The sequence below is a fragment of the Streptomyces diacarni genome (assembly GCF_003323715.1).
Lineage (GTDB): Bacteria > Actinomycetota > Actinomycetes > Streptomycetales > Streptomycetaceae > Streptomyces > Streptomyces diacarni.
In genome coordinates this window covers 76350-89754 of sequence record NZ_QOIN01000025.1, presented here as the reverse complement: position 1 = coordinate 89754, position 13405 = coordinate 76350, and the positions used below count along the sequence as shown (strand labels likewise).

Genomic DNA, 13405 nt, shown 5'->3' with positions numbered 1-13405 from the left:
CGGGCGGTACCTTCGGTGCGGTCGTCGGGCACGGGGCCCGGCCAGCCGCACCGCAGGAGGTACAGCGCGTGAAGGAGATGCTCCCCCCAGCCTGGCAGGGGGTTCTCGGTGAGGAGACCGAACGGCCCTACTTCAAGGAGCTGGCGGCCTTCGTCGAGGAGGAGCGGGAGCGGGGACCGGTGTATCCGCCTCGCGAGGAGGTGTTCGCCGCGCTCGACGCCACGCCGTACGAGCAGGTGAAGGTCCTCGTCCTGGGCCAGGACCCCTACCACGGTCCAGGTCAGGGCCACGGCCTGTGCTTCTCGGTCCGCCCCGGGGTCAGGACACCCCCCTCGCTGCGGAACATCTACAAGGAGATGCGGGACGAGCTCGGCCACCCCGTGCCGGACAACGGGTTTCTGCTGCCGTGGGCCGAGCAGGGGGTGCTGCTGTTGAACGCGGTGCTGACCGTGCGCGGGGGCGAGGCCAACTCGCACAAGGGCAAGGGTTGGGAGAAGTTCACCGACGCCGTGATCCGTGCCGTCGCCGCGCGCCCCGATCCGGCCGTCTTCGTGCTCTGGGGCAACTACGCGAAGAAGAAGCTCCCGCTCATCGACACCGGGCGACACGCCGTGGTGGAGGGCGCCCACCCCTCGCCGCTCTCGGCCAGGCGCTTCTTCGGCTCCCGGCCCTTCACCCGGATCAACGAGGCCGTCGCCGCCCAGGGCCACACGCCCATCGACTGGCGCATCCCCGATCTGGGCTGAGCCGCGCCGGGGCCGCGCCCGTGGTGTGCGCCATTGTCAGAGGTGGCCGTTAGCGTCGGAGAACGACCGGCGAAGCGGTCGTGCGAGGCGGCGTACGGCAGACGGCGTACGGCAGACGGCGAACGGGAGGAGCCCCCCGTGGCGGAGCCCCAGCAGGACGCGCCCCAGGGCGCGGAGGACGCGACCATGGTCAGAATCGGCCAGGCCATCATGCTGCACCGCGGCGGAGACCGGGAGGAGGCGAGGAACCGCTTCGCCGCCCTGTGGGCGGAGACGGACCCAGAGGCGGACCTCTTCCACCGCTGCACCATCGCGCACTACATGGCCGACACCCAGGACGAGCCGGCCGACGAGCTGGTGTGGGACCTGCGCGCGCTCGCCGCCGCCGACGCGCTGAAGGGGGACGAGGTCAGCTGGGGCGAACACCAGCTGGCCGTCCGCTCCCTCTATCCGTCCCTGCACCTCAACATCGCCGCGGGCCACGCCAAGCTCGGTGACGAGAGCGCGGCCCGAAGCGCGCTGGAGCGGGCCAGGGACAAGCTGGACGCGCTGCCCGCCGACGCGTACGGAGAGGGCATCCGTGCGGCGATCGAGCGTCTGGAGAAGCGGCTCGCCGACGGCGCCGGCTCACCCGGCGGCTCCGCGGACGGGCCGGGCGGCAGCGGGGATCACCTGCCGTAGGGGCTCACCCGCGGTTGGGCTCACCCTGCCGCCCGGGCTCACCTGCCGTAGGTGTCACGGCAGATGCGGGCCTGGGCGCTGTCCGCGTCCCACCGCCCGTACGCCTCTCCCAGGTCGCACAGGCCCGAGCCGGGCCGGGTGTGGCGCTGCCCCGTGCCGTGCCCGTGGCGTTCGTGTGCTCCCGAGTCCGCGTCCCGCCCGGGGGCGCCTGCCTGCGCGCGGCCCCCGCCGTCGTGCCCCCGGCCGCCGGCGCCGGGGAGTGGAGCGGGGCCGGGTGCGGGCCGGTCGGGGGAGTGGACCGTGGAGGCGCCCCCGACCGGTGCCCCCGCACCGGAGCGCGGCGCGGTGTCGCCGCGTGCGCCGGCGGTGCCGCGCCGTCCTGAGGCCTTCTCCTGGTGCTCGTTGTGGGAGAGCGCCTCCTTCGCGGGGGACCGCGCCACACGCGGGGAGGTGTCCCGGTGGCCGGACGTGGGGGAGTGGTGGGAGGCGGAGCCGCCGCCGGGCGGGCCGGGGTCGCCCGAGACGGTCATGCACCCGGTCGCGGTCGAGAGCGCCATCCCCGCGACGGCCATGGCTTTCGTGATACGTGACATCCACGCAACTCTTCCGCCGTCTCGCCTCGGCCGGAAGCCCTCCCAGGGGTGATCGCGGCCGGCCCGGGTTGATCGCGGGCCGATCAGAAGCCTTCCTGGCTTTCGGTTCAAAGGGTTCCGGCCACCGGTTTCAGAACCCGGTCTTCCCGTCGATGCGCTCACGGAGCAGGTCGGCGTGGCCGTTGTGCCGCGCGTACTCCTGGATCATGTGCGTGTACATCCACCGCAGCGACGTCCGCCAGCCCGTGCGGCGGGGGTGGGTGGCGACCTCGTCGAGGGACCGCCCGGCGGCGGACGCACGGGCCCGGTCGATCTCGCGGCGCCAGGCGGCCAGCGTCTCCTCACCTGTACCGGCCTCGGCGACGGAGAAGTCGTCGTTCGGCGCCTGCGGGGTGCGGTAGAGCGGTGCGGAGTCCTCCTCCCGCCACATCCGGCAGAACCAGTGGCGTTCCACGTCGGTCATGTGCCGTACCAGGCCGAGCAGTGTCAGTGCGGACGGCGGCGCCGCGGCCCTCCGCAGCTCCTCGTCGCTCAGCCCCTCGCACTTGGCGGCGAGTGTGGCGCGCTGGAGGTCGAGCCATTGCTGGAGGATCTGCCGTTCGGATCCGGTGCCCTCGGGGAGTGGGACTCCGCTGAGGGTGGTCGGCGGCCCTTCGGGTGCTGCCTCGTCCTGGCTCGTCATGCGCGCATCCTTTCGACTTCTGTCAGCCCTCGGAGGAGGGCGTGCGGGGGGCGCCGGCAGCCGCCTCGGCCGTGGCGGTGGACGTGCCGGTGCCAGGGGCGGTCGCCGCGGGGGCGAGCATGCCGGCCAGGATCTCGCGCAGGCCGGTCCGCAGCTCCTCCTCGCTGGGAACGGCGGCGTTGTACGAGCCCGCGGTGCAGGTGAACATGATGCCGTCGCACCAGGCCAGCAGGGAGAGCGTGTGCCGCTCGGGTGCGGTGGATCCGGCGGCCGAGAGCAGGCGCCGCAGCGGTTGGGCGAAGTCGCTTCTTCCGGTGCTGTTGTAGTGGGCCCGCAGCTCGGGGCGCCGGGTGGCTTCGAGCGCCAGTTCGTAACGGGCCACCAGCAGGGTGCGGTGCCGGGTCAGATGGCGGTGGAGCGCCGCCGCGACGAGGTCCGCGAGCGGGCCGGGCCCCGAAGGGTCTTCGGCCGGTGTTCTCTCCTGTGCGAGGAGGGCCGCGCCTTCCAGGACGGTCAGCCGTTCCACCACCGTCTGCAGCAGTGCTGCCCGTGTGCGGGCGAGGTTGGAGGTGGAGCCCTGCGGCAGCCCGGCCGCCTCGTCGACGGCGCGGTGGGTCAGGCCCCGCAGCCCGCGTTCGGCCAGCAATCCGATCGCGGTGTCGGCGATCAGCTCCGAGCGGGGAACAGCGGTGTCGCGAGAGGGCATGGAGGCAATCTACCCGCACACTACAGGAGTAGTATCCTCGGAACCGGAAGACACTACATCTGTAGTGTTCTGGCCTCATGGGAGGTACCCGTGCACACCCCGCGCGCCCTCGTCGCCGGAGCCGGCGTCGGCGGCCTCACCGCGGCCGTCGCGCTCGCCGACCGCGGCTGGACCGTCACCGTCCTCGAACGCGCCGGAGCCCTCGAACCCGTCGGCGCGGGCATCGCGCTCGCCCCCAACGCGCTACGCGCCCTCGACGTCGTCGGCGTGGGAGACGACGTACGCGCCCTGCGCACCTGGAGCGGACGCGGCGGTCTGCGCTCGCCCTCCGGCCGCTGGCTGGTGCCCACGACCGGGGACCGCACGGCCGCACGCTTCGGCGACCCCCTCGTGCTGATGACCCGCGCGGCCCTCGTCGACCTGCTGCGCGCCAGGTTGCCCGACACCGTCACCCTGCGCACCGGCACGGCCGCGAGCCTGACCGACCCGGGAGCCGAGAGCCGGCCCGCCGCCGTCACCACGGGCGACGGGCACACCATGGAGGCGGACCTCGTGGTCGCCGCCGACGGCATCCACTCCGCGGCCCGCCGAGCGCTCTTCCCCACGCACCCGGGGCCCCGCTACGCAGGCTTCACCACCTGGCGGTTCCTCACCGAAACCCCCGAGGGCGGGGTCGAGCCGCACGAGACCTGGGGACGGGGCCGCATGTGGGGCACCCAGTCACTGCCGGACGGCAGGATCTACGCCTACGCGGCCGCCGCCGTCCCCGCCTCGTGGAGCACCCCCGACGGCGAACGAGAGGCGCTGCGGCGGATGTTCGCGGACTGGCACAGGCCGCTGCCCCAGCTCATCGAGTCCGTGTCCGAACAGGCGGTGCTGCGCAACGACGTCCACCACATGACCGAACCGCTCCCCGCCCACCACGCGGGTCGCACCGTCCTGCTCGGTGACGCCGCGCACGCGATGGCCCCCAGCCTGGGCCAGGGGGGCAACCAGGCCGTCGAGGACGCCATCGTGCTCGGCCGGCTCGCCGATCCGGCCGCACCAGTCGGCAGAATCCTGGCGGCCTACACCGGGCAGCGGCTGCCCCGCACGGCCGAGGTCGTGCGGCGGTCGGCACGCGCCGCCCGGATGACGACCCTCACCAGCGCGCCCGCCTGCGCCCTGCGCAACGGAGCGCTCGCCGCCGTCAGCCGTCTGGCGCCCGCACTGACGCTGCGCGCACTCGCGGGGATCGCCGACTGGCGCCCGCCGGAGCCCACGACCGCCGACGGGACACGGTCACCCGAACGGTGAGGAAAACGCGAGCCACCCGCAGGCCCTGACGAGCCCCGCCACGCGTGGCAAGCCCCCGCACGGCGCGGTGGGTGCGAGCGGAGGGTCAGCGGCGGGCGGGCACGGTCAGGCCGGGGCTCCCGTCCTCGTCCCGGTCCCGCTGCCGGTCCCGCCGTGACCGCACCGCGCGGGTGGCCTCGAGCACGAGGTACGCCGCCAACGCGGTCACCGCCAGTCGCCCGGTCCAGTCGCCGAAGCGCACGTACAGCGTCGTGCCGCGCGCCAGCGGCACCTCGGTCAGCGTGGCCGCACTGGTGGCCGTGTCCATGCGGCGCCCGACCTGTTCGCCCTCGGGCCCGAAGGCCGCGCTGACCCCGGTGAGCGTCGCGTGCACCATGGGACGGCCCGTCTCGGCGGCCCGCAGCGCCGCGAGAGACGCGTGCTGCTCGGGTGCCCAGCTGTGCTGGAAGGTGGAGGTCGAGGACTGGGCCACCAGCACCCGCGCGCCCTCGGCGGCCAGGTGCCCGCTCATGTCGGGGAACGCCGTCTCGAAGCAGATCAGCGGCCCGAACCGCGCCCCTCCCGACCGCATCACCACGGGCTCTTGACCCCGCTGCCGGTCCTCGCCCGCCGCCCGCCCGACCGAGGTGGCCCAGCCCAGCACCGAACGGAAGGGGACGTACTCGCCGAAGGGCACCAGCCGCATCTTGTCGTAGCGCTGCCCGGTCAGCCCGCGTTCGTCCACGAGGACCGCGCTCTTGAAGATGCCGGGCCGGTCGCTGCGCTGGGCGTCCACGTTCACCAGCAGCGGCGCGTGCGTGGCCCGGGAGAGCGCGGCGAGCCGACGCACCAGGGACGGGTGGCCGCGCAGGTCGTATCCGACGCTGCTCTCGCCCCACACCACCAGGTCGGGCCGGCGGCCGGCCAGGCGCCGGGTCAGTTCCTCGCCGCGCGCGAACCGTTCCGCGCGCGAGGACGTCTCGCCGATCTGCACCACGGCGACACGTGTGGCGCCCGCGGGATGCGGGCGCGGCGCCCACATCCAGACCGCGCACGTGGACACGGCGGTGGCCAGTACGGCGATGGCCGCGGCCCGGCGGGCGCGGGGGACCGCGAGCAGCGCGGCGAGGGCGGTGTTGACCGCCACCACCACGAAGCTCACCAGCCACACGCCACCCACCGACGCCAGCCGCAGCGCGGGCGTCACCTGCCACTGGCTCGCGCCCAGCAGCCCCCAGGGGCCGCCCAGGTACTCCCAGGAGCGGACCAGTTCGGCCAGCAGCCAGCCCGACGGCACCAGCACCACCGCGGCGGCGAACCGGCCTCCGGTGGGCGCGCCGGCCAGCAGCCGGTGGACGAGCCAGCCCCACGGCAGCCACAACAGCCCCAACAGCGCGGCGAGAAGGACGATGAACACGTGCAGGCTCGGCATCAGCCAGTGGTGCATCGCCAGCATGAAACCCGTACCGCCGAGCCAGCCCGCCCGTGCGGCGGCCCGGGGAGTGGGCGCGGCCCGCACCAGCAGCAGCCAGGGCACGAGCGCGGCGTACGCCAGCCACCACAGCGCGGGCTCGGGAAACGCCAGCGCGGGGACGGCCCCCGCCGGCAGCGGCAGTGCCCGGCGCGCCCAGCGGGCGGCCGTGGCGGCACGCACGGCCGGGGTGGCACGCATGCCCCGCCTCCTTCGTCCGACGCTCACTCACCAGTGTGAGGGAGGGGACAGGAGATGACGAGGTCGGCGCGGCAGATGATCGCCCCCGGCACCCCGCGTTCGGCGCCTCCGCGCCTCGTCCCCTCGCGTTCGGCGCCTCCGCGCCCGGCGCGCTGGCGCCCGGCGTTCGGGTAGGCGGCGCTCGGCGTGGCAGGCGTCCGCGCGAGTCCGCCTGCCGCGCGCCCACGTGTCCACCCGCCCGCGGTGGCGAACGGTCGGGGAGGGCGGAACGGCCGGGGGTGGGCACAGGGGGCTCGCCCAGCTCGGGCGAGCCCCCGGTGGCGTTACCGCGCCGCGACCGGTCGGCGGCCGACAGGCTTGCCGCGGCCGCCCGCTCGTGGCACCTCGGCGCGCGTGTCGTCGGCGGGCCTCTTCCGGTGGGCGAACTCCGCGTCGGCGGTGTGCCCCGTCTCGCCGCCGTGCTGGACCTGCGGGCCCCCGTCGCGGGGCGGGGGCAGGGTGCGGCCCGGCTCGTCGGGCGAGGTGTGCCCCGGCGGCGCACCGTGCGTCCTGCGGGCGCTGTCGACCGTCAGTGCGACCAGCCCCCAGGTGGCGACCGCGCCGGCCACCAGCACCAGTACGGCGCCTGTCGCGCCGTACCGGAAGCCCTCGTCCAGCAGGACGATGCCGGCGGCAGCCGCGACCACGGGGTTGGCGACGGTGGCCGTCGCCAGCGGCGTCGCCAGCCCGCCGCCCCGGTAGGACGCCTGGGAGGTGGCGAGCCCGGCGGCGGCCAGCGCGACCGTCAGCACGGCCAGCGGCACGGAGATGAGCAGGGGAGCGGACATCCACCTGTCGGCGAGCGTCTTGACGAAGACGGACGCCGCGCCGTAGGCCACCCCCGCTGCCAGGGCCAGACACAAGCTCCGCAGCGCCAGGGCGCGGCTGCCCGGTCGCGCGTGTTTCCGGCGTCCGAGCACGGCGGCCGTGCCGACCAGCAGTGCGAGGGTTGCCAGCACGCTGGTGGCGAGTGACAGTTGGCCGCTCCCGCGCAGCGAGTCGGCGCCCGCGTCACCGGTGAGCAGCAGGACGCCGGCCAGTCCGGCGGACACCAGCAGGATGCCGCGCCAGGTGGCGGCGGCCACCCGGCGCCGGCCCACCACCGCGGCCATGGGCGCGGCCAGGACGAGGGTGAGCACGCCGAGCGGCTGAACGACCGTCAGCGGCCCGAGGCCGAGCGCCACCACGTGCAACAGCGCCCCCGTGCCCTGGAGTCCCGCCGCCGTCCACCATGTGCCCGAGCGCAGGAGTCCCCAGCGGCTGGGAGAGGTCGTCGCGGCGATCCGCTCCTGCACGATCGCGGCCAGCGCGTAGCTGATCGCGGAGACCAGGGACAGCAGCGCCGCGGCCGTCAGCGCGCTCATGTCCGTCCCGTCCGGTCCTGGTTGGGCTTCGCGTTCATGTCACCACGATCCCGTGTGCGCGCGGATCTGTCGTCACCTGTCGGGAGCGTCTTGGCGTACAGCCAGCGGAGTACGTCACCGCTCGATGTCCCCCTGCCAGGTGACGTGGTCGTGGGCCGGAAGTCACAGCCTCCGCCGGGCGCGGGTCCTACGGCCGGGGCGCGGGCAGCGGCCCCTCGCCGGAGACCTCGACCGGGCCGAAGCCGCTGCCGCGGATGGCGATGCGGCCCTCCCGCCCGTCGATGAGCCGCAGCCGGGCCGTGTCCCCTTCCAGTTCGGTCCACAGCGGCTGGCTGCCTTCCGGTCTGATGGTGCCGAACCAGGTGCTGTCGGCGTCGGTCGCCTCCGTGAACAGCGCCGCGTCGACGGGCACCTCGGCGGCTCCGGTCAGCAGGGTCGCCGGGCCACGGTAGAAGTTGTCCATGTATCCAGTGTGGCAGTGGGCGCCCGACCCGGCACTGCCGTCGCCGGCGTCCGGTCGGTTCCCGTCCGGTCGGTTCCGTAACCGACGGAGCCCCGCCGCCCGCGGTGGCGGGCGGCGGGGTCCGAGGGCCGACGAGCCGACGTGCGCTGTGGGTCAGTTCGCCTTGCAGGCGTTCTGCGAGGCGGGGCTCAGCAGCGCGACGATCGGGTTGCCGCAGACGTTCGCACCGAGGTCCAGGACGTCCGGGTCGTTGTACTGGCCGGGGTGCGGGTCGCTGCTGGCGGCCGCCGCGGTGCCGGCGGTCCCGCCGAGCACGGCGACGGCGCTGAGCAGGCTGGCTGCGATAGCGGTACGAATACGCATGTTCGCTCCCATGAGAGGTAGCTGTTGTCTCCATGTCCACCGTGGAGGTATGGGTAAGTAGCGCGCATTTCGGACTACTCCGGGCGTGTGTCCGCGCTGGTACCGTGCCTGAACGGAGGCGCATGAAGGGGGCGCGCATGAGCGGGGAGAGCCGGTCCGCACGGAGCGCGGCGCAGCGGGAGCCGGACGCCGGCGGCGGAGAGAGCCGCAGGGCCGAGGTCGGACAGGGCGAGTGGGCCGACACCGCGCCGCTTCCCGGGAGCGAGCCCGTCGAGGAGTCGGAGAGCACCCAGGGCAACAGCCCGAAAAACGTCGTGTGCCGTATGTGCGGCCAGCCGTTGCGCGACCGTGCCTCCCGCCTGTGGGGGCTGGGGCCCGCCTGCCGCCACAAGCTCGCCGTGCGGACCGCGCCCGTACCGCCCGCACACGAGGTCGCACAGGAGACGCTGCCGGGGCTGTGAGCCGCGGCCCGCGCCGGGCGGGGGGAGGAAACGCCGGGCGCGCCCCCGCACCTTCCCGAGGGGGAGTGGTGATCATGGTGCCCGAAGCCAACCGGCGAAAGGCGACTGACGTGTCACAGCCACCGCACTCCGGCCGTCACCGACGAGACGCCCCCCGCTCCCGCGGGGCCCGCGCGGGTACCGAGCCGGTGACCGCGCGCAGCGACCTGCGGCTGCGCACGCTGCTGTCGTCCGTCGGCATCCCCGTCTTCGCGGCGGCGACCGCCCTCCTCGCCTGGTGGGCGGCCTCCTCGGGGCCGCACAGTTCACCGAGCGACCGCGTGCTGAGCGTGCTGGCGGCGCTGTGCGGGGTGCTGACCCTGGCCGCGGTCGTCGACCTGCTCGTGCTGCGCCGCCGCCGGCGGCAGGAGCGCGCCGGCCGCTGACCCGGCGGGCCCCGGCCGGCGGGCACCGACCGGCCCGCGGTGCGGCTCAGCCCACGGACTCGCCCGCGTGCGGGCCCACCACGCCCGCCGCGATCAGCGCGAACAGGACCAGTCCCAGCACGACGCGGTAGATGACGAACGGCATGAAGCTGCGGGAGGAGATCCACCGCATGAACCATGCGATGACCGCGTATGCCACCACGAACGCCAGCGCTGTCGCGAACAGTGTCGGTCCCCAGGAGACGTGGCCCTCGCCGATGTCCGCCAGCTCGAACAGGCCCGAGGCCAGCACGGCCGGCACGGCCAGCAGGAACGAGTAACGGGCCGCCGCCTCACGCCGGTACCCCATGAACAGGCCGCCGCTGATCGTGGCCCCCGAACGGGAGACGCCGGGCACCAGCGCCAGCGCCTGCGCGCAGCCGTAGAGGAGTCCGTCGCGCACGTTGAGCTGTTCCAGCGACTTGCGCTCCCGCCGCGCCCGGTGGCGGCCGCCGCGCGCGTCGCGGGCCGCCATCCGGTCGGCGACACCGAGGACGACGCCGACCACGACCAGCGTCGTGGCGATGAGCCGCAGATCGCGGAACGGGCCCTCGATCTGGTCCTTGAAGGCCAGCCCGAGTACGCCGATGGGGATCGAGCCGACGATGACCAGCCAGCCCATCCGCGCGTGGTGGTCCCGCCGCGCCTCCCGGCTGGTCAGCGAGCGGAACCAGGCGGCCAGGATCCGGCCGATGTCCTTGCGGAAGAAGATGATCACCGCCGTCTCGGTGCCGATCTGGGTGACGGCGGTGAACGCGGCGCCCGGGTCCTGCCAGCCGGCGAAGGCCGCCACGAGGCGCAGGTGGGCGCTGGAGGAGATCGGGAGGAACTCGGTCAGTCCCTGGACGAGTCCGAGGACGAAGGATTCAAACCAAGACATCTGCGCTGGGGCTCGTCCCTGTGGTCGTCGGTGTCAGCGGTGGTGGGCGGACGTCCTCGCCGCCGCGCGGTCGCGGGCGGCCCCGGGCTCCGTCGCGTACGCGGCGCCGGTCGTCCCGGCAGCCGCGGCGGCGGCCGTCTCCGAGGTGTCCTCGGCCGCCGTGCCGGGCAGGTCCGCCGCCTCCTGGCACGGTCCGTCCGCCGCCTCCGTGCACGGTCCGTCCGTCGCCGCGTGGGAGGACCGTGTGACGCGGGAGGACCGCGTCGCGTGGGAGGGCTGTGCTTCGTGGGAGGGCCGCGCATCGCCCCGCGCTCCGTCCCGGGCGCCTGCCCTGCGGCGCAGCTGGGCCCGTTTGCGCCAGGCGAAGACGGCCCCGGCCAGCCCGGAGAGCGCGATGAAGCCGAAGGAGGCGAGGAAGACGGGTGAGGTCGGTGTGGCCGCGCTGGAGCCGGCGATCACGTACGCCGCCGTGTTGGGTACGGAGCCCACGGCTGTCGCGCTCAGGAAGGCGACCCAGCGCATGCGCGAGACGGCGGCGCCGTAGTTGGAGGCCGCGAACGGCACACCGGGCAGCAGCCTGATCACCAGCATGGAGCGGAAGCCGTGCTTGCTCAACTGCCGGTCGGCGGCCGTGATCCAGCGCCCGCGCAGCAGGGTGCGCAGGGCGTCTTGGCCCAGCAGTCTCCCGAGCCCGAAAGCGATGCCCGCGCCGATCACCGTCCCGGCCGTGGCCGAGAACGTGCCCGCCTGTGCGCCGAAGAGGACGCCCGCGGCGACGTTGAGCACCGGACGTGGCACGAACGCCGCCGTGCACAGCCCGTAGGCGGCGCCGAAGAGGGCGACTGCGGCCCCGCCGGCGACCTCGGGCGGCCAGCCGTGCGAGAGCAGGCGCTGGGGCTCGTACAGCAGCATCGCCGTGGCCGCGCCGCACAGGAGGACGGCGAGGAGGGCGAGGCGGGTCCAGGGAGAGAGCAGCGTCTGAGCGAGACGGCCGGGGAGTCCGTCTGGCTGCGTGGCGGGGACGGGCACGTGGGGAGCGTAACCGACGAACCGGTCCTTCCGCCGTTCGAAGGCGTGCGGAAAGTCCGAAAGATTCCCTCACGGAATGGTGTTCGCCCCCCGTCCACCCCCGCTTCCACCTGTGCGGAAGGTGACCGGGGCGGGCCGGAGGCGAGCCTGGCGAAAAGCGTTCGACGGGCACAGGACGGCTCGGGGATGATCGGGCGGTGTTCCGGCAGCTCGACATCCCGACGCCGGCCGCGGTCGCGGCCGGCTCGCGGGCTGCCGCCTTCCTGACGCGGGGCGTGTGCGCCTGCCCCCTGCCGTGCGGCGCCGACGGCCGCCGACGCTGACCCTTCCCGGACCGCACCGAGGACCCCACGGGGAAGGGTCGGTCCTCCCCGGGGTCCCGCTCGCCACCCCGCCACGGCCCAGGAGGGCACCTGTGTCCGCGTACACCCGTCCGCACCCGCTTCCGCACCTGACCATCGGCACGCTCGGCCCCCGAGGGCACGGCAAGACCACGCTCGCCAGGGCGCTCTCGGCCGCGGGGCCCTGTCCCTGCTGTACGGGACCCGACCTCGACCGCCGGCGGTTCGGCTACGCCACCGACACCCGGCGCTACACCGTGCTCGACCCGGCCGACGACCCCGACCGTCTCGACGGCGCTCTCCTGGTCGTCTCCGTCCTGGAGGGCGCCAGGACCGGTACCGCCGCTCATCTGGCACGCGTCCGCAGGACGGGTCTCCTTCCGCTCGTCGTCGCCCTCACCAAAGCGGACCAGGGCAGCGACGAGCTGACCGATCTGGTGGAGGCCGACGTACGGGCGCTGTTGACGGCGCACGGTCACGCGGGGGAGACGCTCCCCGCCGTCCGGGTCTCGGCCCTCGGCTCGCTGGCGGGCGACCCGCGCTGGCGAGGCGCCACCGAAGCCCTGCTCGACGCCGTCGACACCTACGTCCCGCTGCCCGGTGGCGGGGAAGGCGTCCCGCTGACCGGGAGCGGGGGAGGTCGAGGCGGGGAAGGCCAAGGCGGGGGAGGCCGAGGCGGGGAAGGAAGGCGCGGCCCCTGCGACCCCCGCACGGTCGGGTGACCGTGCGCCACCCGCACAATGGGACGGTGGAGATCCAGCCCGACGAACGCGTACCCCGCACCCGAACCGTCGCCTCAGGCGCGGCCAAGCTGATGCCGGACATCGACCGGCCCGAGGGCTGGCTGCTGACCGTGGACGGCGCCCCGCAGTCCTACGTGGACCTCGACGCCCCCGAGCACCTGGAGTTCGAGTACGCGCGCCGCGTAGGCCACCTGCTCGACCTGGCGGCGGATCCCGCCGGACCGCTGGACGTGCTGCACCTCGGCGGCGGCGCCCTCACGCTGCCGCGCTACCTGGCCGCGACCCGGCCGGGATCCCGGCAGCGGGTGGCCGAGCCGGACGCGGAGCTGGCCGCCTTCGTCGCCGCGCACCTGCCGCTGCCCGCCGACGCGGACGTCCGCGTGGAAACCGCCGACGGGCGGGCGATGCTCGAAGACGCCCCCGACGCCTGCGCCGACGTGGTGATCTCCGACGTCTACGGAGGGTCGACGATGCCGGCCCACCTGACCACCCTCTCCTACGCCCGGCAGGCGGAGCGGGTACTGCGCCCCGGCGGCAGTTACGTGGCCAACCTCGCCGACGCGGCGCCGTTCCGCTTCCTGGGCTCCCAGCTGGCGACCTTCGCGGCCGTCTTCCCCTGGCTGGCGCTCATCGCGGAGCCCTCGGTGCTGCGCGGGCGCCGGTTCGGCAACGTCGTGCTGCTCGCCTCGCATCACGAGCAGCCCTGCGAGGAACTGGCCCGGCGCTGCGCGGGCGATCCCTTTCCCGCGCGGGTGCTGCACGGGACGGCGCTGCGGCCGCTCACCGAGGGCGCGCGCCCCGTCGAGGACGGCGACGCCGTGCCCTCCCCGCAACCGCCGGACGGCGCCTTCAGTATCGGCTGAGGGCGCCGTCCCGGGCGGGCCTGGACGCCGCGGCGGCGCC

At 74.7% G+C, this 13405-nt stretch carries 15 protein-coding genes and 1 pseudogene; 7 read left to right on the top strand and 9 right to left on the bottom strand.

What is annotated here, in order from left to right:
- The first annotated feature begins 68 nt into the window (after positions 1-68).
- Both DTL70_RS02210 and DTL70_RS02205 read left to right on the top strand, forming a co-directional pair.
- Positions 69-746: a uracil-DNA glycosylase gene (locus DTL70_RS02210; RefSeq protein ID WP_281278645.1), complete on the top strand. Its 678-nt coding sequence runs from the start codon at positions 69-71 to the stop codon at positions 744-746.
- 138 nt (positions 747-884) lie between these two features.
- Complete coding sequence (locus tag DTL70_RS02205) at positions 885-1427, top strand: hypothetical protein (RefSeq protein WP_245978924.1); 543 nt, start codon at positions 885-887, stop codon at positions 1425-1427.
- 38 nt (positions 1428-1465) lie between these two features.
- On the opposite strand, the gene DTL70_RS02200 is transcribed toward DTL70_RS02205, so the two are convergent.
- From DTL70_RS02200 to DTL70_RS02190, 3 genes are all read right to left on the bottom strand, one after another.
- On the bottom strand, positions 1466-2020 hold the full coding sequence (locus tag DTL70_RS02200) for a hypothetical protein (protein ID WP_147266719.1): 555 nt from the start codon (positions 2018-2020) through the stop codon (positions 1466-1468).
- Between the two features lie 130 nt (positions 2021-2150).
- The gene (locus DTL70_RS02195; RefSeq protein ID WP_114020107.1) at positions 2151-2702 is read right to left on the bottom strand and encodes a DinB family protein; all 552 of its coding nucleotides are present in this window, start codon (positions 2700-2702) and stop codon (positions 2151-2153) included.
- A gap of 22 nt (positions 2703-2724) precedes the next feature.
- Positions 2725-3408 (bottom strand): TetR/AcrR family transcriptional regulator, encoded by a 684-nt coding sequence (locus DTL70_RS02190; protein ID WP_181860740.1) that lies wholly within the window; start codon positions 3406-3408, stop codon positions 2725-2727.
- A gap of 90 nt (positions 3409-3498) precedes the next feature.
- Here DTL70_RS02190 and DTL70_RS02185 point away from each other — a divergent pair, with 90 nt between their 5' ends.
- Positions 3499-4704: an FAD-dependent monooxygenase gene (locus tag DTL70_RS02185; protein WP_114020106.1), complete on the top strand. Its 1206-nt coding sequence runs from the start codon at positions 3499-3501 to the stop codon at positions 4702-4704.
- A gap of 85 nt (positions 4705-4789) precedes the next feature.
- On the opposite strand, the gene lnt is transcribed toward DTL70_RS02185, so the two are convergent.
- The 4 genes from lnt to DTL70_RS02165 all read right to left on the bottom strand — a co-directional run bounded on the left by lnt (position 4790) and on the right by DTL70_RS02165 (position 8584).
- Entirely contained in the window at positions 4790-6355 is a 1566-nt protein-coding gene (gene lnt, locus DTL70_RS02180; RefSeq protein ID WP_114020105.1) for an apolipoprotein N-acyltransferase, read from the bottom strand.
- Between the two features lie 323 nt (positions 6356-6678).
- Complete coding sequence (locus tag DTL70_RS02175; protein WP_245978922.1) at positions 6679-7758, bottom strand: DMT family transporter; 1080 nt, start codon at positions 7756-7758, stop codon at positions 6679-6681.
- Between the two features lie 187 nt (positions 7759-7945).
- Positions 7946-8221: a hypothetical protein gene (locus DTL70_RS02170; protein WP_114020104.1), complete on the bottom strand. Its 276-nt coding sequence runs from the start codon at positions 8219-8221 to the stop codon at positions 7946-7948.
- Between the two features lie 153 nt (positions 8222-8374).
- On the bottom strand, positions 8375-8584 hold the full coding sequence (locus DTL70_RS02165; RefSeq protein ID WP_114020152.1) for a chaplin: 210 nt from the start codon (positions 8582-8584) through the stop codon (positions 8375-8377).
- A gap of 137 nt (positions 8585-8721) precedes the next feature.
- On the opposite strand from DTL70_RS02165, the gene DTL70_RS02160 reads away from it, so the two are divergent.
- Both DTL70_RS02160 and DTL70_RS02155 read left to right on the top strand, forming a co-directional pair.
- Positions 8722-9045, top strand: coding sequence for a DUF6011 domain-containing protein (locus DTL70_RS02160; protein WP_147266718.1), 324 nt, complete (start codon positions 8722-8724; stop codon positions 9043-9045).
- 110 nt (positions 9046-9155) lie between these two features.
- Complete coding sequence (locus DTL70_RS02155) at positions 9156-9470, top strand: DUF6343 family protein (RefSeq protein WP_114020151.1); 315 nt, start codon at positions 9156-9158, stop codon at positions 9468-9470.
- Between the two features lie 46 nt (positions 9471-9516).
- On the opposite strand, the gene DTL70_RS02150 is transcribed toward DTL70_RS02155, so the two are convergent.
- Both DTL70_RS02150 and DTL70_RS02145 read right to left on the bottom strand, forming a co-directional pair.
- The gene (locus tag DTL70_RS02150) at positions 9517-10389 is read right to left on the bottom strand and encodes an undecaprenyl-diphosphate phosphatase (protein ID WP_114020102.1); all 873 of its coding nucleotides are present in this window, start codon (positions 10387-10389) and stop codon (positions 9517-9519) included.
- 321 nt (positions 10390-10710) lie between these two features.
- Positions 10711-11418 (bottom strand): annotated as a pseudogene (locus DTL70_RS02145) (TVP38/TMEM64 family protein); the annotation flags it as partial.
- 415 nt (positions 11419-11833) lie between these two features.
- On the opposite strand from DTL70_RS02145, the gene DTL70_RS02140 reads away from it, so the two are divergent.
- On the top strand, positions 11834-12481 hold the full coding sequence (locus tag DTL70_RS02140) for a GTP-binding protein (RefSeq protein WP_181860739.1): 648 nt from the start codon (positions 11834-11836) through the stop codon (positions 12479-12481).
- A gap of 92 nt (positions 12482-12573) precedes the next feature.
- Positions 12574-13365, top strand: coding sequence for a spermidine synthase (locus tag DTL70_RS02135; protein ID WP_114020150.1), 792 nt, complete (start codon positions 12574-12576; stop codon positions 13363-13365).
- The last annotated feature ends 40 nt before the right edge of the window (positions 13366-13405 follow it).